The organism is Ruegeria sp. S263, from assembly GCF_056780525.1.
Genome location: NZ_CM165558.1, coordinates 2,178,308 through 2,196,818, shown reverse-complemented (window position 1 = coordinate 2,196,818; position 18,511 = coordinate 2,178,308). Strand labels below are relative to the sequence as shown.

The following is an 18,511-nucleotide window of genomic DNA, read 5'->3' as shown; positions in this document are numbered from 1 at the left end:
CTGAAGGAATCGTGGTTTCTGACATGAAACCTATGGGTTTCTGGGTGAAGTTAAATAAAAAAGCCGGGACAGAGCCCGGCTTTTTGTTTCATTCCCACTCGATCGTTCCGGGTGGTTTTGAGGTGATATCATATGTGCACCGATTGATGCCTTTGACCTCGTTGATAATCCGCGTGGCGGTTTCACCAAGGAATTCGTGGGTGAAGGGGTAATAATCGGCGGTCATGCCGTCCACCGACGTCACTGCCCGAAGCGCGCAGGCGTAATCATATGTGCGTCCGTCCCCCATCACGCCCACGGTGCGCACCGGCAGGATGGCCACGAAAGCCTGCCAGATCTCATCATAAAGGCCGTGCTTGCGAATCTGGTCGATATAGACGGCATCCGCCTCGCGCAGGATGTCCAGTTTCTCGCGGGTGATTTCACCGGGGCAACGGATCGCCAGACCAGGGCCGGGGAAGGGGTGTCGGCCGATGAAGCTGGATGGCAGGCCCAGTTCGCGGCCCAAAGCGCGGACCTCGTCCTTGAACAGTTCGCGCAGGGGTTCGACCAGTTTCAGGCCCATTTTCTCGGGCAGGCCGCCGACATTGTGGTGCGACTTGATCGTGACCGACGGGCCGCCGGAAAAGGACACCGATTCAATGACATCGGGGTAGAGCGTGCCCTGCGCCAGGAACTCGGCCCCGTCGATAGTGTCGGCATGTTTCTGGAACACGTCGATAAACAGCTTGCCGATGATCTTGCGCTTAGTCTCGGGGTCGGACTGGCCTTCGAGTTCGCCAAGGAACAACTCGCTTTCGTCAGCGTGGATCAGTTGGATGTTGTAGTTGTCGCGGAACATGCCGACGACTTCCTGGGCCTCGTTCTTGCGCAGCAGGCCGTGATCGACGAACACACAGGTCAACTGATCTCCGATCGCCTCATGGATCAGGATCGCCGCGACCGAGCTGTCGACGCCGCCAGACAACCCGCAGATGACCTTTTTGTCGCCCACCTGCTCGCGTATTTTGCGGATCATCTCGTCACGATAGGCACCCATCGTCCAGTCACCCTTGAACCCGGCCAGTTTGACGAAATTCTCGTACAGTTTCGCGCCTTTGGGGGTGTGATGCACCTCGGGGTGGAACTGAACGGCATAGAAGTGGCGTGTGCTGTCGGCAGTGATCGCAAAAGGCGCGTTGGGCGAGGTGCCGAACACCTCAAAACCCGGTGCGATTTCGCTGACGTGATCACCGTGGCTCATCCAGACCTGCTCGTCACCCTCGGAAAACCAGCCATCTAGAATGTCCAATTTGCCCTTGGGTGTGACAAAAGCACGACCGAATTCGGCGGTGCCGTGGCCGCTTTCGACCTTGCCACCCAATTGGTGCATCATCACCTGCTGGCCATAGCAGATGCCCAAAATCGGCACGCCATAGTCGAAAATCTCTTGCGGGGCGCGCGGTGAACCCTCGCGCGTTACGCTGTCGGGGCCGCCCGAGAAAATCACAGCTTTTGGCGCCATCTTGCGCACAAAGTCCATCGTGACATTCTGGTAGGGGTGGATTTCGCAATAGACGTTCAGCTCACGAAGGCGTCGCGCAATAAGCTGCGTTACCTGGCTGCCGAAGTCGATGATCAGAAGGCGGTCATGGGTGTCCTGGGTCATGGTTGGCTATTAGGTCGCAAGCCTTGCATGTGCAAGCGCAATGACATCATTTGTGCAATTGTGCCTCAGGATAACGCCAATAGGATCTTACATGTCAGAGATCACGTTGCGAAAAGCCACTCTTGCTGATGTAGGCAAGGTCACGAATTGTCTCGCCGCCGCTTATGCACCCGCATTGCGCGATATTCCGGATCTGCCGGATGTAACAGGGGGTGTGGCCGATGACATCCGGTCCCATGGCGGGGTTGTGGCCGAGATGAATGCTGAAATCGTTGGATACATCGTTTTTGGGCAAGTGGACGATGCAGTGATGATATTCAATCTTGCGGTGGCACCCAACGCACAAGGCCGAGGGATCGCGGGACGATTGCTGGACCAAGCAGAAAGCGTTGCGCGCGACAGGGGAATATCGCGCCTCACGCTGCGGACTCACCGTTTGATGCATTCCACGGTGTCCATGTACCAACATCTGGGTTGGAACGTGGAAAAACAAAGCGAAAACAGATTACTATTGGGTAAGTCTATATCAAAGTCGCCCTAATCAGCTAACTGGTGCGCTCAACGGAAATGTCGCTTTTTCACCTGTAGCGCCGTAATTTATATGCTTTGCCCCTGTCAGCTCCTGTAACAGAATTCTCAAACCAACCAACACACGGGATCTTCACATGGCTGAGGCAAACACCCGGCGCAGGGCGAGAGGTGGCGGTGGCGCTGCCCGCCGCGCCGAGCGCACCGCGGTACGAATCGAAACGGCAAAATACATCGAACGCAATATTCCGAACTTCGAAGTTCTGAACGAAGAAGCGTTGCAGATCATCGAAACCAACGCCGAAACCATTCTGGCCGAGGTCGGTGTCAACTTTGTCGACAACCCCGCCGCACTGGAGCGTTGGAAGGATGCGGGTGCAGATGTGGATGGCGAGCGTGTCCGCATCCCCCGAGGTCTTGCGCGCGAGCTGATCAAGACCGCCCCCAGCGAGTTCACCCAGCACGCACGCAACCCCGAGAAATCGGTGGTCATCGGTGGCCGTAATCTGGTTCTGGCCCCGGTCTATGGCCCGCCCTTCGTGCGTGATGCGCAGGGTGGCCGTCGCTATGCGACCATGGACGATTTCAACAAGTTCGTGAAGCTGGCTTATATGTCCAAGTGGCTGCATCACTCGGGCGGGACAGTCTGCGAACCCACCGACATCCCGGTGAACAAGCGTCACCTCGACATGCTGATGGCGCATATGACCCTGTCGGACAAACCGTTCATGGGATCCGTTACAGATCCGTCACGCGCGCAGGATTCGGTTGAGATGTGCGAGATCCTGTTCGGCAAGGAATTCGTGCAGGAAAACACGGTCATGACGTCGCTGACCAACATCAACTCGCCGATGACCTTCGATGATGTGATGATGGGCTCTTTGGAAGTCTACGCGGCCAACAATCAGGCCTGCATCATTTCGCCCTTTATTGTGGGTGGCGCGATGGCGCCGGTCTCGGTCGCTGGAACGCTGACGCAGGTTCTGGCCGAAGTTCTGGCTGGTGTAGCCTATAGCCAGATCATCCGTCCGGGTGCGCCTGCAATCTTTGGTGCGTTCGTGTCGTCGATCGACATGAACTCGGGTGCGCCGACCTTTGGGACACCCGAGGCGTCTATGGTCACCTACGGCGCGGGCCAGCTGGCACGTCGTCTGGGGCTGCCGTTCCGATCGGCGGGCTCGTTCTGCGGCTCAAAGCTGCCGGACGCACAGGCCGCGTATGAAACCGCGAACTCGCTGAACATGGGTCTGATGTCCGGCGTGAACTTCATGCTGCATTCCTGCGGCTGGCTGGAGGGCGGTCTGGTGGCCGACTTTGAAAAGTTCGTCATGGATGCCGACCAATTGGGCGTTCTGCACGGTATCGCCAAAGGCGTGGCCTATGATGAAAACGCGCAGGCCATGGATGCTATCCGCGAAGTCGGCCCCGGAGGACACTATCTGGGATGCGCTCATACGCAGGCCAACTTCAAAGAGGCGTTCTGGAAGTCCGATCTGCTGGATTACAAGCCGTTCGAAACCTGGGAAGACGAGGGCGGTCGTGACACGCGTCAACTGGCGACGTCGCGGGTCGAACACTTGCTGGCCAACTATCAGCAACCGCAGCTCGACCCAGGCGTCCATGCCGCTCTGAACGAGTACATTGAAAAGAAAAAGGCATCCATGCCGGACGCCTTTACCTAAGTCAGTGATATTGAGGGGCGCGACTGGCTTTGAACAGTTGCGCCTCTCCCAGTAGCGCGATCAAAATATCCAGATGCCGAACCAGAGAATAGGCAGCGTCTTCGGCCATTCTTTGCGCGTTGGCTTCTTTCTCCATCTCTATCAAGCGAACGAGGGCCGCCCCGTTTCCGGGCAATGAGCCATATCCCAAAATTCGCTGTAGATGACGATCCCGATCATAGTCTTGCGCGCCGTGCTTTGCAGCGCGGGCCAACAGGCGCGGGCGGCGTAGGGTCGAGATCATTGTCATCAGGTCTTGCATTTCAAAGTTCCATTGCAGTGTGGCAGTTGCCCTGCGTGTCACACAACCTAAGCGTGTGTTGCCTCAGCCACGGTCTGGCCGAACTCTGACTTCATGAGTGTTTATGTTTTTAAAACAAATCTGGTTCTTGTCCTCGCTGGTTAACGAACGAGTAACGAAAGCGACTCTAGTTAGAATTGGTTAACAAATTCACCGGGGGCGATAGAGAACAGAATTGCATTGTCTACGAGGGCAACTAACTATGGAAAATAACATGGCTTTCACCATTCCGGCTTGGGTTCCCGAAGGGGCGCAGCGGTATCTTGCGCATACCGAAACCGGACAGTCGATCCGCGACATTGCGCGGTCAGCAGGGTGCCATGCGTCAACCATACTCAGGCAGATACGACGTATCGAGTCGCGTCGGGACGATCCATTGGTGGATGCCGCGCTGCAATCTTTGGCTGCCGAGCATTTTTCGGAAAACGCGGCCAAAGATGAACCATTGTCTGGCCTTCGGGGCGATGACATCGCCGCAGCTGAAGAAGAATTTGAGCGTGAGGCACTAAGAGTTCTGCGACGGCTTTGCGAGACCGGGTCAGTCTTAGCCTTCGCCAAAGATATGGACAAAGCCGTGGTCGTTCGTGGCACGGGCGATCAGGGAAGCACACGAACGGCTGTCGTCGATTGCAGGGTTGCTCAGGCGCTTGCCCTAAAGGACTGGATTGCCTGTGATAATCCGGGCCGTATCTCACGGTACCGTATCTCTTCTGCCGGACGAACCGCGCTGAGTCAGTTGATGGCCGAGGTGGAAAACCGGGCGCGGACACGCAATGAACTCGGGATGTCCGAGGCGCAAACTCCGTTCCAGCCAATGACTGCACAGGCTCAGGCTGGGGGGGGCGGGGGATCGACCCCGCAGAATTCGCTACAGTGTCGCGGAAAGCCCATTGATCGGGCTGGCGCGCCGACGTGATCGGGACGGAAAGCCGTTTCTGGACGAAACGCTGGTCAGCGCCGGAGAACGCCTGCGGGAGGATTTTGAGTTGGCGCAAGTCGGGCCAAGGGTCGCGCAGAACTGGGATCACTTCCTGACCGCCGGAGGGCGCGGCAGCTTTGGGAACCATAGCGGTGATGGTTGCGGGTCATCGGATGCCCGTAATCGGGTTGAGAGTGCCCTTTCCGATCTTGGCCCCGGATTAAGTGACGTTGCATTGCGTTGTTGTTGTTATCTTGAAGGGTTGGAATTGGCAGAAAAGCGGATGGGGTGGTCTGCCCGGTCCGGAAAAATCGTACTGCGGATCGCACTTCAAAGGCTCAAACGACACTATGAGGAAAAGGCTGAACAAAACCGACTTATAGGGTGATCGGACCAGCGATAGTTCTGCCTTGCGGGTCTGGCGCGATATGATAATCAAAGGTTATGAATTTTACCCTTAGGCAATTGCAGTATTTTAACGCCGTGGCGGAACAGCGGAATTTTGGCAGGGCTGCGCAGGTCTGCCATGTTTCGCAACCCGCTTTGTCCGTTCAGATCAAGGCGTTGGAAGAGACACTTGGCGGAACGCTGTTTGAACGGCAAGCCCGCGATATTCTGCTGACCCCGTTGGGACGGGATGTGCTGGACTATGCACGGCAGGTTCTGGGGGCTGCGGATCGGCTGGATCAATTTGCAAAGGATCAGTCGGGTGGCCATAGATCGCTTTCGATTGGGATAATTCCAACAATTGCTCCGTACCTGCTGCCTGGGGTTCTTGCCGGGCTTCGCGCGGCGGATGTTTCTCTGAAGGTTCAGATACGAGAGGCAAGGACAGAAAGACTGCTCTCGATGCTTCGCGCGGGTGAGGTTGATGCCGGATTGTTGGCACTGCCGGCTGGAGGCTCCGAGTTGTTTGAGCTTCCGTTATTCGAAGACCGCTTTCTGTTGGCGGGCAGCGCCGGGCGGCTACAGTCTATGCCGCAACACCCTGAGGCGCTGCATCCATTGGATCTGCAGGCGACACAACTCATGCTGCTGGATGACGGTCATTGCCTAACGGATCAGGCGTTGGAGGTGTGTGGACAGGATCGAAGCAGTGGGTTGATCAACATGGGTGCGTCTTCGCTGGCCACCTTGTCCCGGCTGGTCGCCGAGGGGTTTGGCCTGACGCTGATGCCCGAACTTGCCGCCCGCGCCGAGACTGAGGCCGTTCCCGGCCTAAAGCTGCAGCGTTTCGGTGCGCCCCAACCATTCCGAACAATCGGTCTGGTGCGTCGTATGTCCACCAGCGCAGAAGATTGGTTCGACAGTCTCGCGGATGTCATACGTCAGGTTGGCGAAGACATCGTTGCTGGGACGCGAAAATAGTAAGACCCGCCGGGACGGGTCTTAATCTTTGAGCTTATGCGATTAAGCGAGGGCGGGTTCTTTCGCCTCATCCAGATGCTTCATCAGGTTATCGGGCGATGACACGCCGTAAGGATCTTCGGGGCAGTTGTCCATCAAGCCTGGTTCTTCAAACCAAGCCTCGACCACGCCGTCATTGACAATGGCAGCGTAACGCCAAGACCGCATTCCGAAACCAAGGTTGTCCTTGTCGACCAACATGCCCATTTTCCGGGTGAATTCCCCGGAACCATCAGGAATGACCTTTACGTTCTTCAGGCCTTGATCCTGCGCCCATTTGTTCATGACAAAGCTGTCATTCACAGACATGCAGTAAATGGCGTCGATTCCCTTTTCCGCAAAGTCGGCAAAACCGTTTTCGAACCCCGGAAGCTGATAGGTCGAGCATGTTGGCGTAAACGCGCCCGGCAGGGAAAACAGGATGACCCGCTTGCCCGAGAAAAAGTCCGCTGTGGTTTTGTCTTCCCAGCGATATGGATTTGGCCCTTCGACGGCCTCATCGCGAACGCGGGTGTGGAAGGTGACAGCAGGTAATTTTGTGCCGGTTTTCATCAACAAGCTCCTGTGATTCATGATGATTTGGCACGTATTTAAAATAGTTCTAAATTGGCTTCAACGTCAGAATTGCTGCAACCGCGAATTCCCCGAGGTTATTGAGAGAACGTCCATAATTTGCCCAGGATTGTTCATATGTTCTACGTTTCCGAAAAGCAGATACTATGTTGCATGTCAGGTATGTGTCGGTGGCATGGTACAGTTTGACGTACTATGTTAGAGCAAAGCAAATTGACCCAAAGTCAGGAAAGCCAGCCGTGCGTGATCTGAAGATCCCCGAACAACGTCACCCTGAAAAGGCGCATCGCCCGGACAACGCGCAGCCCAAAAAGCCCAGTTGGATTCGCGTCAAAGCACCGGGCGGCAAGGGCTATGCCGATACCCGCAAGATTATGCGGGACAACAACCTTGTCACCGTCTGCGAAGAAGCCGGTTGCCCGAACGTCGGCGAATGCTGGAGCCAGGGCCACGCCACCATGATGATCATGGGCGAAATTTGCACGCGCGGCTGCACCTTCTGCAATATCGCGACGGGACGGCCTGACGATCTGGATGTTTTCGAACCCGGACGCGTTGCCCATGCGGTCGAAAAACTGGGTCTGAACCATGTCGTCATCACCTCGGTCGATCGTGATGATCTTGCGGATGGCGGGGCGGATCATTTTGCGCAAACTATTCGCGCCATTCGTCATCGGTCCCCCAAAACGACCATCGAAATTCTGACGCCTGACTTTCTGAAATGTGAGCCCGAGGTTTTGGAAGTCGTGGTCGAAGCCAAGCCGGACGTGTTTAACCATAACCTTGAAACCGTACCGGGGCTTTATCCCGAGGTTCGGCCCGGCGCGCGGTATTTCCATTCTTTGCGCCTTTTGCAGCGTGTGAAAGAGCTTGACCCGTCTATCTTTACCAAGTCCGGCATCATGGTTGGTCTGGGTGAAAAGGAACAAGAGGTGCGGCAGGTCATGGACGACATGCGCGCGGCGGACATCGACTTTTTGACGATCGGCCAATACTTGCAACCCACGCCGAAGCACCACGGCGTCGACAGGTTCGTAACACCGGAAGAGTTCTCATCGTATGAGAAAGCGGCTTATGGCAAAGGGTTCCTGATGGTGTCGGCAACGCCGCTGACCCGCTCGTCCTACCACGCTGGCGATGACTTTGCGCGCCTGCGGGATGCGCGTCAAAAAATGCTGGAGCAAGGGTGACCCCGGACGCCCTTGAACGGCTCACGGTCTTACGCCGCGATCTTCACAGCTACCCCGAACTATCCGGGCAGGAGCGAGAGACTTCGGCGCGCGTGGTCGGTTTGTTGTCCGATCTTGGTGCGGACCGTATCTTGCAAGGGTTGGGCGGCTATGGAGTCGCTGCAGTCTTTGAGGGCAACAGGCCCGGCCCGACGGTCGCCATCCGCTGCGAGTTGGACGGCTTGCCAATTCAAGAGATCAGCAATGCGGAATACGCGTCGCAGAACGCTGGTAATGGCCATTTGTGTGGGCATGACGGCCATATGGTCATGGTGCTGGGTGTCGCTGAGGCGCTAAAGCGGTGTAGACCCTCCAAAGGGCGCGTCGTGCTGATTTTTCAGCCCGCCGAAGAAACCGGCAAAGGCGCTGCGGCGTTCCGAAATTCAACTGGTTTTTCGAACATCGCCCCAGATTATGTGTTTTCTCTTCACAACTTGCCGGGATTGGACCTTGGTTCGGTCGAACTGTGCGAAGGGCCCGCAAATTGTGCCTCTCGCGGAATGAAGGTGACACTGGTCGGGAAAACCTCACATGCCGCGGCACCGCAAGATGGGGTGTCTCCGGCATTTGCGTTGTCTGAGCTAGTCCCGAAATTGGCCAACCTAAGCCGCGGTGACGATCTGGACGAGGATTTTGCGCTGGTGACGGTCACTCATGCGAATTTGGGCGAGCGGACATTCGGCGTTGCACCTGGACAAGCAGAGCTATGGGTGACCTTGCGCACTGTGACGGATGCCAGAATGCATCAGATGATTGCGGACGCCGAAGCGTTGGTGCAGGACGCTGCGGCGTCTGATGGGTTGGCGTGCCAGATCACTTACGACGATGTGTTTGAAGCCTGCGTCAACCATCCTGAGGCGGTCGAATATCTGCAGACTGCATGCAAGACGTACGGCGTGCCTTGCAAGCTTGTCCAAAGCCCACAGAAATTCTCCGAGGACTTCGGCCAGTTTTCCAAAGGTGCAAAGACGGCCATGTTCTGGTTGGGTGCAGGTCGGACGCACCCGCAATTGCACAACCCGGATTATGATTTTCCGGATGACTTGATACCTGTAGGAACCGGCGTGTTCCTAAGCGCCATAGACGCAGTGCTGGAAGGGGTGTTCTAGTATCGGCCCGCCTAGTTGGCCAAATCGCTAACAATTCCAACGGCTTCTATTACAGTTTTCGTGTCGTCCGAGATGGAAAGAATTTCGTCGTCGACCCGAATGTAGCGTTGACCGGGACCCAGCGGCTTCAGCTTCCAGTTATCGAGGTCGTCAATGTAGTCAAAGTTCAGATCATTCGGCAATTTCTGGCCGCGCGTATACCGCTTGATTTGTCCGGGCGGAACAGCCTTGCCGTTTGAGTTTATAACTTTCTCAGCTTTATTTTTTTTAGCTCCGTGCCCTTTGCCCTTATTGTCCTTCGCGGACGATGCACCGGCAAACGCTACAATCGCCATAACTACACCAACGGTCGCAACAAGTCGCTTCATCAAATTCCTCCCACTTTCATGGAAAGAGTAAGGGTATTTCGCGGTCCTTGTCTATTTGTATTCGAAAGTTTGAATTTAGTTGGCTACGCAGACACGTGTTTTGTCATCTTAGCCGTCCACAAAACGCACCTTGCCGATGAAGGGCAGGTTGCGATTGCGTTGGGCGTAGTCGATGCCATAGCCGACGACAAATTCGTCCGGTATTTCAAACCCGATCCAGTCCGAGCGAAAGTCAACCTCACGCCGACTGGGTTTGTCGAGCAGGGCAATAGACTTGAGGCGGCTGGGCTTCCGACTGTTCAACAGCTTGGTTACATGATTCAACGTATGGCCTGTGTCGACGATGTCTTCGACCACCAGCACGTCACGCCCTTCAATTGCCCCACGCAAGTCTTTGAGAATACGAACTTCACGACTGCTTTCCATTGAGTTTCCGTAGGATGACGCCTCGAGGAAGTCCACCTCGATCGGCAGGTCGAGTTCGCGCACAAGATCGGCGATGAAGACAAAACTGCCACGCAGCAGGCCGACCACGATCAGCTTGTCGGTATTCCCGAATTCCTGCGTTATCTCGCGGCAAAGCTCTTCGATCCGGGCGGCGATCGCCTTGGCCGAGATCATCTCATCTATCACATATGCGCGGTCTGTCATCACTGCCCCCTTGATCTTTGGCGCGCAACATACGACATGACGCGCCATTGTCACCTGCAAATAGCGGACCGCCATGCCAACCCATTCCGAGACACGTCACCTGCCTTATACAGCCCAGCAGATGTATGACCTTGTCGCAGATGTGGCCAAGTATCCGCAGTTTCTACCGTGGTGCGCGGCAGCCCGGATCAGACGCACCTATGCGGCGGGCGAGGCGCAGGTGCTTGAGGCCGATCTTGTGATCTCGTTCAAAGTGTTCCGCGAACGGTTCGGCAGCCGTGTGACATTGCACGCCGAGGCTCGGCGGATCGACACCGAGTATCTGGACGGGCCATTCAAATACATGAAATCCGATTGGCAGTTCGCGGATGCGCCCGAGGGGGGATGCAACATCTCATTCCACGTGGATTTTGAGTTCAAGAACGCAATCTTACAGGGCATCATCGGAGTCGTCTTTAACGAGGCCATGCACCGGATTGTTCAGGCGTTCGAGAGCCGGGCTTCCGATTTATACGGCTAAGCCTTTACCAGGAATGGGCGCACGCTAGACTGCGCCTCATGACCGATTTCACTTCAGCTCTGGCCGAGTTTGCATCCGGCCCAATTTCGACTTCGTCCCAGACCCGTATTGTGAGGTCCCTTTCGGTACTCGACTGGATGGCCGTTGGTCGTGCGGGCGCCAACGAACCCGTTTCTATGACGGTGCGCGATCTTGTTTTGGGCGAAGGCGGCACAGGGCAGGCGCATCTATTTGGTGGCGGCCGCGCACCTTTGCGAGGGGCCGCGTTGGTTAATGGGACAGTTTCTCATGCTCTGGATTACGACGATACGCATTTCGCTCATATCGGGCACCCGTCGGTCGCGGTGCTGCCAGCAGCGTTGGCGCTATGTGAATGGGATGATCGGATACTTGTAGATTTTCTCGAGGCCGCTTTGGTCGGGATGGAGCTGTCCATCCGGATGGGGCTGTGGCTAGGGCGGGACCATTATCAGGCCGGGTTCCACCAAACCGCGACGTCCGGAGCGTTTGGAGCGGCGGCTGCAGCGGGCCGGGTGCTTGGCTTCGATGTGGATCAGATGCGCAAGGCTCTGGGTCTGACCGCCACCCGGGCGGCAGGTTTGAAAGCTCAGTTTGGAACGATGGGCAAACCCTATAATGCGGGGCTTGCAGCATCAGCGGGCGTCGAAGCCGCGCTGTTGGTCGCCAAGGGGTTCGAGCCTAGTTCCGATGCGTTGGAAGGTCCTTTTGGTTTCGGTGCAACGCATCAAGGTCAATCCGAGGCAGAAGCAGCATTGAACGGGCTAGGGGATGATTGGTTGTTCGAGTCGGTCAGCCACAAATTTCATGCCTGTTGTCATGGCCTGCACGCGGCGCTTGAGGCCGCCTTGGAACTGGACATAGCAGAACCAGAAGTGGCCGAAATCAAGATCAGGACCCATCCACGCTGGATGAGCGTGTGCAATCAGATGTCGCCCACAACGGGGTTGGGGGCCAAGTTTTCCTATCGGACAGTGATTGCGATGCAGGCGCTGGGTTATGACACGGCGTTGCCAGCCAGCTATTGCGAAAAAACATGCGCCGATCCGCGTCTACTTTCGCTGCGCGACCGTGTGACGGTCGAGGCAGATGAGACTTTATCTGAGACTCAAGCCCACCTGACCCTGCTGCGCCGTGACGGTATCCGCAAAGAGGCGAGCCATGATCTGTTGACCCAGTTGCCTCTGTCCGAGCGCGAGGATCGGGTGCGCGGCAAGGCCACCAAGCTGATCGGAGGGGATGAAGCGGACGCGATCTGGTCGATGCTACGCACCGGAGGCCGCGCCCGTGATCTGGCAGAGCTTCTGGCGGGTTAGACCACGCGCCAGTGCAGCGGAAATCCCGGATCGAACACTGTGACAGGCCCGTCACCGGACTCGATCTTGTCGGGATAGACGACCGGTTCGCCCTTGGTCAGCGTAATTGTGCCCTCATTAACCGGCAGGCCGTAAAATCCGGGGCCATTGAGCGACGTAAACCCTTCCAGCTTGTCCAAAGCGCCTTCACGGTCGAACATCTCGGCCACCAGCGACATGGTGTTTGTCGCGGTGAAACACCCGGCGCAGCCACAAGCCATTTCCTTGTTCGCATCCGTATGCGGCGCGCTGTCGGTACCCAAAAAGAACCTTGCATCGCCCGAGGTCGCAGCAGCCAAAAGCGCCAGCCGGTGTTCCTCGCGCTTGGCGACGGGCAGGCAATAGTAATGCGGCTTGATGCCACCGACCAGAATGTGGTTGCGGTTGATGATCAGATGATGAGCTGTGATCGTCGCGCCCAGATCACTGCCATTGGCCTTGACGTAGTCTACACCGTTCGCGGTGGTAATATGCTCCATCACCACACGCAGGCCGGGCGTCGACTTGCGGATCGGGTCCAGAACACGGTCGATGAACACGGCCTCGCGGTCAAAGATGTCGATCTCTGCATCCGTGACTTCGCCATGCACACACATGGGCAGGCCAATCTCGGCCATCTTTTCAAGCACCGGACGCATCTTGTCGAAATTCCGCACGCCCGAGGCCGAATTGGTCGTGGCCCCCGCCGGATACAGCTTGCACGCCTTGATCAGCCCGCTGGCATGGGCTGCAGCGACGTCCTCGGCGTCTGTGTTCTCGGTCAGATATAGGGTCATCAGCGGCTCGAACGTCATCCCGTCGGGCAGGGCGGCCAGAATGCGGTCGCGATAGGCGGCGGCCTGATCACCGCGCACCACGGGCGGCACGAGGTTCGGCATGATGATCGCACGGGCAAAATGGCGCGCGGTTTCGGGCAGGACGGCTTCCAGCATCGCGCCATCGCGCAGATGCAGATGCCAGTCGTCGGGGCGGCGGATCGTCAGGGTATCGGTCATGGCCCCCGGCTAGCACAGTGCGCGCAGCCGCGAAAGGCCCCGATTTTGCACCTATCTCTTGTCAACTTGTCGGAACGTCGTAAGTCACCTGAAAGCCGATGGTCTTGACGCGCGCGTTCGGTCATGACCTGTTGTGCCGAAGGGGAGAAAACCATGACGCAGCCAAATTCTATCGACGCCGTTCAGACCATGCTGGGCGAACAGGGCTATGTCTGTGGCCGGGCCTTGGCCACGGTCGTCTTCCTGTCGCTGAAACTGGGCCGCCCGCTGTTTCTGGAAGGCGAGGCCGGGGTCGGAAAGACCGAGATCGCCAAGGCGCTGGCCGCCGGGCTAAACCGCCGATTGATCCGACTGCAATGTTATGAGGGGCTGGATGCGTCCTCTGCCGTCTATGAATGGAACTTCCCGGCGCAGATGGTAGCGATCCGTACCGCCGAGGCATCTGGTGGCGCGGACCGGGGCGCACTTCAGACTGAGCTTTTCTCGGACGACTACCTTATCGAACGCCCTTTGCTGCAGGCCATGCGCCCGGACGAACACGGTGCGCCGGTCTTGCTGATTGATGAACTCGACCGCACGGATGAACCATTCGAGGCCTTCCTGCTCGAAGCCCTCAGCGATTTTCAGGTGACGATCCCCGAGCTGGGCACTGTGCAAGCGCCCGAGCCACCTATTGTCATCGTCACCTCAAACCGCACGCGCGAAGTGCATGATGCCCTTAAACGCCGCTGCCTCTACCACTGGGTCGACTACCCGGACTTCGAGCGTGAGATCGAAATCCTCCACGCCCGTGCCCCCGAAGCGGCCGAAGCCCTCAGCCGCGAGGTGGTGGCTTTTGTTCAGCACTTGCGCACCGAAGATCTTTTCAAGAAACCGGGTGTGGCTGAAACGATTGACTGGGCCAAGTGTCTGCTGGCCCTTGATGTGATCAACCTCAGCCCTGAAGTCATCGGCGACACGCTGGGCGCGATCCTGAAATACCAGGACGACATTCAGAAACTTCAGGGGTCCGAGGCGAAACGCATTTTGGACGAAGCCAAAGCCACTCTTGAACCGGCCTGATGTTTCTTCTGTTCAAAAATACTTCGGGGGTATGGGGGCAGAGCCCCCTTGATTTTTGATGGTCGAGCAACTCCCGCTGGATATCCCTGAAAATCCAAAGCTGGCGCAGAACATCACGCATTTTGCCCGGGCTCTGCGCAAAGCCGGACTGCCTATTGGCACAGGCCGTGTCGTGGACGCCATTCGTGCGGTGCAGGCGGCAGGATTCTCCGAGAAACAGGATTTCTATTGGACCCTCCATGCCTGTTTCGTGAACCGACCTGAACATCGAACTGTTTTCGCGCAAGTCTTTCGCATGTACTGGCGTGATCCGCGCTATATGGAGCACATGATGGCCATGATGCTGCCTGCCGTGCGGGGCGTTCAAGAGGATCGCAAGGCCGATGCGGGCGAAAAACGCGCGGCCGAGGCTCTATTGGACGGTGTCGAGCGTGACCTTCCTGAAACGTCTGAATCCGAGGAAGAGACCGAACTTGAAATTGACGCATCACAAACGGCGTCGTCCGAGGAACGGCTGCGCAGCCTTGACTTTGAACAGATGAGCACGGCCGAAATCGCATTGGCTAAGCGCATGTTGGCGCGGATGACCCTGCCGGTAAAACCCATCGAGTCGCGGCGTGGACAGGCCAGCCATTTAGGCAACCGCATTGACCGCGCCCGAACCCTGCGCGCGGCCATGCGCCAGGGTGGAGAACTGCGGGACATCCAGCATCTCAAGCCGAAACCGCGCTGGCCCAATCTTGTCGTGCTTTGCGATATTTCGGGGTCAATGAGCCAATACAGCAGGATCATCCTGCATTTCCTTCATACGGTTTCAAACGCAAAGGGGGCGGGCTGGGCCAAGGTTCACGCGTTTACCTTCGGCACCCGACTGACCAACATCACTCGGCATTTGCAGCAACGCGATGTGGATGCAGCCCTTGCGGCGGCAGGGTCCGAAGCGCAGGATTGGGAAGGGGGAACCCGCATTGGTGATTGCCTGCACACCTTCAATCGAGACTGGTCTCGGCGTGTTATGGGGCAGGGTGCGGTCGTGTTGTTGATTTCCGACGGGCTGGACCGCGGAGAACCCGAGGCTCTGGCCAAGGAAACTGAACGTTTGCACTTGTCATCGCGCCGCCTGATCTGGCTGAACCCGTTGCTGCGCTGGGACGGGTTTGCGCCCAAGGCGCAAGGTGTTGCAGCAATGCTGCCTCATGTGGACAGCTTTCGCGCGGGACATTCCATTGCCACGCTAGAAGACCTAGCAGACGTAATTTCTAAACCCGACGATGTGGGTGAGAAAGCGCGGCTCATGTCCGCGCTTTCCGGGTGAAGTCTAACTTAGTTGTTCTTCGTTGCATTTGCGGGCCATTTCCATGGCCTTGTAGGTGCCCGTCAGATCAACGGTAAAGGCGAATTCCTTTTCGGGGAACACGACCATGACCTTTTGCTTGGCGATGTCTTCGGCAAATTGCGGGTCGTCCGACAAGACATAGCCGCCCGAGTACCCTTTGGTAATGTTGCCCTTCATGCCGGTCGCTTCGCCGATATAAAGGTTATCACCCAACAGAACGGCCACGGCCTCGGTGTCGCCGCGTTTGATATCGGTCTTGGCTTTGGTGAAAACGCCGACATATCCAACACCGCGATCTTCGGTTAGGCCCATCTGAACCACATTTTCCGAGTCATCCACCGCTTCGATCAGGCAGGATTTCTTGTCTTGGTCGATGAATACTTTCCAGCCCTCAACCTCGCCATAGCGCAGGAATGTGTCTGCAGATGCGATCGTCGATGTGAACAGACCAATGGCTATTCCCAGTGTAACAATGCGTTTCAACTCTCTGTCTCCGTTGTAAAAATGAGATCTGTTATACGCTGGATGCTGCCAGCGGTGGGCTCAAGCTACGACCAAAGAACACGACAATCAACGGTTTGAAAAATCCGCCTCGAACTGAGCCTTTTTGCGCCGAACGGGCGCGATGAACCAATGGGTTAGAAACGGTCACGAACATATTGGCCTTTAGGCTCACTTTTCATTACGGCAAACCTCCCTATGTTGGATCAGAATACGCCGGGAGGGTGCCATGGACAGATTCGACAACAGCCCGGAAACGGCTTTGCGTTGGTATGATGAGGGTAAATCTGCCGCTCTTGCCACTGTCGTTGAAACCTGGGGCAGCGCGCCGCGCCGCGTCGGAGCGCAATTGGTCATCGCCGGAGATGGCCGGATCGAAGGGTCAGTGTCAGGCGGTTGCGTCGAAGGCGCAGTCATTGTCGAGGCGCTGGAAGCGATCGACGAGAAAGAGGCGCGATTGCTGGAATTCGGTGTCAGCGACGAAGACGCCTTTGCCGTTGGGCTTGCCTGCGGCGGTACGATCCGGGTTCTGGTCGAGCCCATCGGAAGCGTGCTGCCCGAAGCCATGTTGCGTGAACTGGTCGATGCGCGGGCCGGGCGCGAGCCTGTCGTGTACGAAGTTAATGTCGAAACGGGCCACAGAGCCCTGAAACGAGATGCCTATCCGCAGCGTGTGCGCATGGACCGATCGGGTTTTGAGGAAGACGGAAAGACATTTGTGGCGGTCCATAACCCTCCGCTACGTCTGATTATCGTGGGTGCTGTTCATATTGCGCAGGCGTTGGTGCCAATGGCGCGGATTGCCGGGTACGACCCCGCGATCATCGACCCGAGGGATGCATTTGCCTCGGACTCGCGTTTTCCCGGGGAAACCATACTGACCGATTGGCCTGACGAAGCCGTTGCCAAGCTCGGGTTGGATGTGCGCACTGCCGTCGTTTTGCTGACCCATGACCCCAAGCTGGATGATCCGGCGCTTGAATCTGCGCTTCGGGCCGGGGTGTTCTATATCGGTGCCTTGGGGTCCACCCGAACGCATGCGAAACGCGTTGCACGACTGACTGAGGCAGGCTTCACCAAAGCCCAGATCGCCCGAATCCACGGCCCGATTGGTTTGGATATCGGGGCCGCCGACCCGTCGGAGATTGCGGTGGCAATTCTGGCTCAGATGACCGCTGTACTAAGAGGCAAAGCGTGAAATTCGGACCCATTCCCGTGGCTGATGCAAACGGCGCGATACTTGCCCACTCGGTCAAGGTTGGTGAAAGCAAACTGCGCAAGGGGATTGTTCTTGCGCCTGAACATCTTGATCAGTTGACGGCTGCGGGCCACACCTCGGTTACAGTTGCGCGACTGGAACCGGGTGACTGCCATGAAGATGATGCCGCGCAGATGTTGGCGGACTCGCTTGCGCCAGACCCGGGCGCTGTCGGGCTGCGCGTGACGTCGCCCTTCACCGGCCGTGTGAACCTGCTTGCGGATGGGCCGGGTGTCGTCGTTTTGGATGTCGACGCGCTTGAGGAATTCAATCGGGTCAATCCGATGATTACCGTGGCGACCGTGCCGCAGTATCAGCAGATGAGCGAAGGGGGGATGGTCGCGACAATCAAGATCATTTCCTATGCCGTGCCGGGGGCTGATGTGCTGCATGCCTCTCGTCTTGCGAAAGCTTCCATTCGATTGGTCCAACCAACGCTGAAAACAGCGGGGCTTGTGGTGACAGATATCCCCGGCGGACCGTCCAACGAAAAGGGAATTGCGGCAATCCGCAACCGGGTCGAAACCTTGGGAATGCAGCTTACAGATGTGCGCATTGTCCCGCATAGCCCCGAGCCTTTGGCTGAGGCGATTGCAGCAATGTCCGGTGATCTGGTGATGATCTTAACCGGTTCTGCAACATCCGACGCTTATGATGTGGCACCCCAAGCGGTTCGCGCCGCCGGAGGGCAGGTGGATCGGTTTGGCATGCCTGTAGACCCCGGAAACCTGCTGTTTTTGGGGTCATTGGAATCCCGGCCGGTGATCGGTCTACCGGGATGTGCGCGCTCTCCGGCATTGAACGGGGCTGACTGGGTGTTGTCCCGCGTGGCGTGCGGGGTCGAAACTACGGGTGTCGATATTGCCGGGATGGGCGTTGGTGGCTTGCTCAAGGAAATTCCGACACGGCCACAGCCACGGTCATCGCGAAAGCGTAATTGAGTTCCGGCAATTCGCCAGACCGCAGAAAAATCGCAGTTTTTTGTTCTCAAATGAAAATCCTCGTGTTTAAC

Annotated in this window: 18 protein-coding genes and 1 pseudogene; 12 read left to right on the top strand and 7 right to left on the bottom strand. The window is 57.2% G+C overall.

The features are described 5' to 3' along the window. Nucleotides 1-88 precede the first annotated feature (88 nt). A complete protein-coding gene (guaA, locus tag ACT2B1_RS10990; RefSeq protein ID WP_481667735.1) occupies nucleotides 89-1,648 on the bottom strand; it encodes a glutamine-hydrolyzing GMP synthase in 1,560 nt (519 codons plus the stop codon). A 91-nt stretch (nucleotides 1,649-1,739) separates the two neighbouring features. Here guaA and ACT2B1_RS10985 point away from each other — a divergent pair, with 91 nt between their 5' ends. Then, nucleotides 1,740-2,189 carry a GNAT family N-acetyltransferase gene (locus ACT2B1_RS10985; RefSeq protein WP_171121263.1) on the top strand — a complete coding sequence of 150 codons (450 nt, stop codon included), beginning with the start codon at nucleotides 1,740-1,742 and terminating at the stop codon, nucleotides 2,187-2,189. A 124-nt stretch (nucleotides 2,190-2,313) separates the two neighbouring features. Next, nucleotides 2,314-3,858 carry a trimethylamine methyltransferase family protein gene (locus tag ACT2B1_RS10980; protein ID WP_171121264.1) on the top strand — a complete coding sequence of 515 codons (1,545 nt, stop codon included), beginning with the start codon at nucleotides 2,314-2,316 and terminating at the stop codon, nucleotides 3,856-3,858. A 1-nt stretch (nucleotide 3,859) separates the two neighbouring features. Here the strand turns inward: ACT2B1_RS10980 and ACT2B1_RS10975 are convergent, their stop codons facing one another. Beyond that, a complete protein-coding gene (locus ACT2B1_RS10975) occupies nucleotides 3,860-4,159 on the bottom strand; it encodes a DUF6477 family protein (protein ID WP_171239342.1) in 300 nt (99 codons plus the stop codon). Nucleotides 4,160-4,400: 241 nt separating this feature from the next. Here ACT2B1_RS10975 and ACT2B1_RS10970 point away from each other — a divergent pair. Both ACT2B1_RS10970 and ACT2B1_RS10965 read left to right on the top strand, forming a co-directional pair. After that, nucleotides 4,401-5,505 (top strand): annotated as a pseudogene (locus ACT2B1_RS10970) (DUF6456 domain-containing protein). Nucleotides 5,506-5,561: 56 nt separating this feature from the next. Further along, nucleotides 5,562-6,485 carry a hydrogen peroxide-inducible genes activator gene (locus ACT2B1_RS10965; RefSeq protein ID WP_171239341.1) on the top strand — a complete coding sequence of 308 codons (924 nt, stop codon included), beginning with the start codon at nucleotides 5,562-5,564 and terminating at the stop codon, nucleotides 6,483-6,485. Between the two features lie 42 nt (nucleotides 6,486-6,527). Here the strand turns inward: ACT2B1_RS10965 and ACT2B1_RS10960 are convergent, their stop codons facing one another. Beyond that, complete coding sequence (locus ACT2B1_RS10960) at nucleotides 6,528-7,076, bottom strand: peroxiredoxin (protein ID WP_171121267.1); 549 nt, start codon at nucleotides 7,074-7,076, stop codon at nucleotides 6,528-6,530. Between the two features lie 260 nt (nucleotides 7,077-7,336). Between ACT2B1_RS10960 and lipA the strand changes: the two genes are divergently transcribed. Continuing rightward, nucleotides 7,337-8,287 (top strand): lipoyl synthase, encoded by a 951-nt coding sequence (gene lipA / locus ACT2B1_RS10955; RefSeq protein ID WP_171121268.1) that lies wholly within the window; start codon nucleotides 7,337-7,339, stop codon nucleotides 8,285-8,287. Further along, a complete protein-coding gene (locus ACT2B1_RS10950; protein ID WP_171210704.1) occupies nucleotides 8,284-9,435 on the top strand; it encodes an amidohydrolase in 1,152 nt (383 codons plus the stop codon). The genes lipA and ACT2B1_RS10950 overlap by 4 nt, the downstream gene beginning before the upstream one ends. Nucleotides 9,436-9,446: 11 nt before the next feature. Here the strand turns inward: ACT2B1_RS10950 and ACT2B1_RS10945 are convergent, their stop codons facing one another. Next, complete coding sequence (locus ACT2B1_RS10945) at nucleotides 9,447-9,803, bottom strand: hypothetical protein (RefSeq protein WP_171239339.1); 357 nt, start codon at nucleotides 9,801-9,803, stop codon at nucleotides 9,447-9,449. A gap of 108 nt (nucleotides 9,804-9,911) precedes the next feature. Continuing rightward, on the bottom strand, nucleotides 9,912-10,454 hold the full coding sequence (hpt, locus tag ACT2B1_RS10940) for a hypoxanthine phosphoribosyltransferase (RefSeq protein WP_171239338.1): 543 nt from the start codon (nucleotides 10,452-10,454) through the stop codon (nucleotides 9,912-9,914). Between the two features lie 73 nt (nucleotides 10,455-10,527). Between hpt and ACT2B1_RS10935 the strand changes: the two genes are divergently transcribed. Both ACT2B1_RS10935 and ACT2B1_RS10930 read left to right on the top strand, forming a co-directional pair. Beyond that, nucleotides 10,528-10,974 (top strand): type II toxin-antitoxin system RatA family toxin, encoded by a 447-nt coding sequence (locus tag ACT2B1_RS10935; RefSeq protein ID WP_171123150.1) that lies wholly within the window; start codon nucleotides 10,528-10,530, stop codon nucleotides 10,972-10,974. Nucleotides 10,975-11,012: 38 nt separating this feature from the next. Continuing rightward, nucleotides 11,013-12,308 carry an MmgE/PrpD family protein gene (locus ACT2B1_RS10930; protein WP_481667734.1) on the top strand — a complete coding sequence of 432 codons (1,296 nt, stop codon included), beginning with the start codon at nucleotides 11,013-11,015 and terminating at the stop codon, nucleotides 12,306-12,308. Here ACT2B1_RS10930 and pyrC read toward each other — a convergent pair. Continuing rightward, nucleotides 12,305-13,342 (bottom strand): dihydroorotase, encoded by a 1,038-nt coding sequence (pyrC, locus tag ACT2B1_RS10925; protein WP_481667733.1) that lies wholly within the window; start codon nucleotides 13,340-13,342, stop codon nucleotides 12,305-12,307. The genes ACT2B1_RS10930 and pyrC overlap by 4 nt on opposite strands. Before the next feature lie 153 nt (nucleotides 13,343-13,495). Here pyrC and ACT2B1_RS10920 point away from each other — a divergent pair, with 153 nt between their 5' ends. Next, the gene (locus tag ACT2B1_RS10920) at nucleotides 13,496-14,404 is read left to right on the top strand and encodes an AAA family ATPase (RefSeq protein ID WP_481667732.1); all 909 of its coding nucleotides are present in this window, start codon (nucleotides 13,496-13,498) and stop codon (nucleotides 14,402-14,404) included. A gap of 58 nt (nucleotides 14,405-14,462) precedes the next feature. Continuing rightward, nucleotides 14,463-15,719, top strand: a complete 1,257-nt coding sequence (locus tag ACT2B1_RS10915; protein WP_171121276.1) for a vWA domain-containing protein — start codon at nucleotides 14,463-14,465, stop codon at nucleotides 15,717-15,719. Nucleotides 15,720-15,722: 3 nt separating this feature from the next. On the opposite strand, the gene ACT2B1_RS10910 is transcribed toward ACT2B1_RS10915, so the two are convergent. Beyond that, nucleotides 15,723-16,223 (bottom strand): hypothetical protein, encoded by a 501-nt coding sequence (locus ACT2B1_RS10910; RefSeq protein ID WP_171121277.1) that lies wholly within the window; start codon nucleotides 16,221-16,223, stop codon nucleotides 15,723-15,725. 247 nt (nucleotides 16,224-16,470) lie between these two features. Between ACT2B1_RS10910 and ACT2B1_RS10905 the strand changes: the two genes are divergently transcribed. Together ACT2B1_RS10905 and ACT2B1_RS10900 are read left to right on the top strand one after the other, a co-directional pair. Continuing rightward, nucleotides 16,471-17,439 (top strand): XdhC family protein, encoded by a 969-nt coding sequence (locus ACT2B1_RS10905; protein WP_171121278.1) that lies wholly within the window; start codon nucleotides 16,471-16,473, stop codon nucleotides 17,437-17,439. Then, the gene (locus ACT2B1_RS10900) at nucleotides 17,436-18,440 is read left to right on the top strand and encodes a molybdopterin-binding protein (RefSeq protein ID WP_481667731.1); all 1,005 of its coding nucleotides are present in this window, start codon (nucleotides 17,436-17,438) and stop codon (nucleotides 18,438-18,440) included. Before ACT2B1_RS10905 ends, ACT2B1_RS10900 begins: the two co-directional genes overlap by 4 nt. Nucleotides 18,441-18,511 lie beyond the last annotated feature (71 nt).

Excerpts from the sequence above, each read along its gene's own strand:
- pyrC (WP_481667733.1), bottom strand. The coding sequence starts at position 13,342 with ATGACCGATACCCTGACGATCCGCCGCCCCGACGACTGGCATCTGCAT.
- ACT2B1_RS10965 (WP_171239341.1), top strand. The coding sequence starts at position 5,562 with ATGAATTTTACCCTTAGGCAATTGCAGTATTTTAACGCCGTGGCGGAA.
- ACT2B1_RS10975 (WP_171239342.1), bottom strand. The coding sequence starts at position 4,159 with ATGCAAGACCTGATGACAATGATCTCGACCCTACGCCGCCCGCGCCTG.
- ACT2B1_RS10915 (WP_171121276.1), top strand. The coding sequence starts at position 14,463 with ATGGTCGAGCAACTCCCGCTGGATATCCCTGAAAATCCAAAGCTGGCG.
- hpt (WP_171239338.1), bottom strand. The coding sequence starts at position 10,454 with ATGACAGACCGCGCATATGTGATAGATGAGATGATCTCGGCCAAGGCG.
- ACT2B1_RS10960 (WP_171121267.1), bottom strand. The coding sequence starts at position 7,076 with ATGAAAACCGGCACAAAATTACCTGCTGTCACCTTCCACACCCGCGTT.
- ACT2B1_RS10980 (WP_171121264.1), top strand. The coding sequence starts at position 2,314 with ATGGCTGAGGCAAACACCCGGCGCAGGGCGAGAGGTGGCGGTGGCGCT.
- ACT2B1_RS10905 (WP_171121278.1), top strand. The coding sequence starts at position 16,471 with ATGGACAGATTCGACAACAGCCCGGAAACGGCTTTGCGTTGGTATGAT.
- ACT2B1_RS10935 (WP_171123150.1), top strand. The coding sequence starts at position 10,528 with ATGCCAACCCATTCCGAGACACGTCACCTGCCTTATACAGCCCAGCAG.
- ACT2B1_RS10930 (WP_481667734.1), top strand. The coding sequence starts at position 11,013 with ATGACCGATTTCACTTCAGCTCTGGCCGAGTTTGCATCCGGCCCAATT.
- ACT2B1_RS10920 (WP_481667732.1), top strand. The coding sequence starts at position 13,496 with ATGACGCAGCCAAATTCTATCGACGCCGTTCAGACCATGCTGGGCGAA.
- ACT2B1_RS10945 (WP_171239339.1), bottom strand. The coding sequence starts at position 9,803 with ATGAAGCGACTTGTTGCGACCGTTGGTGTAGTTATGGCGATTGTAGCG.
- guaA (WP_481667735.1), bottom strand. The coding sequence starts at position 1,648 with ATGACCCAGGACACCCATGACCGCCTTCTGATCATCGACTTCGGCAGC.
- ACT2B1_RS10985 (WP_171121263.1), top strand. The coding sequence starts at position 1,740 with ATGTCAGAGATCACGTTGCGAAAAGCCACTCTTGCTGATGTAGGCAAG.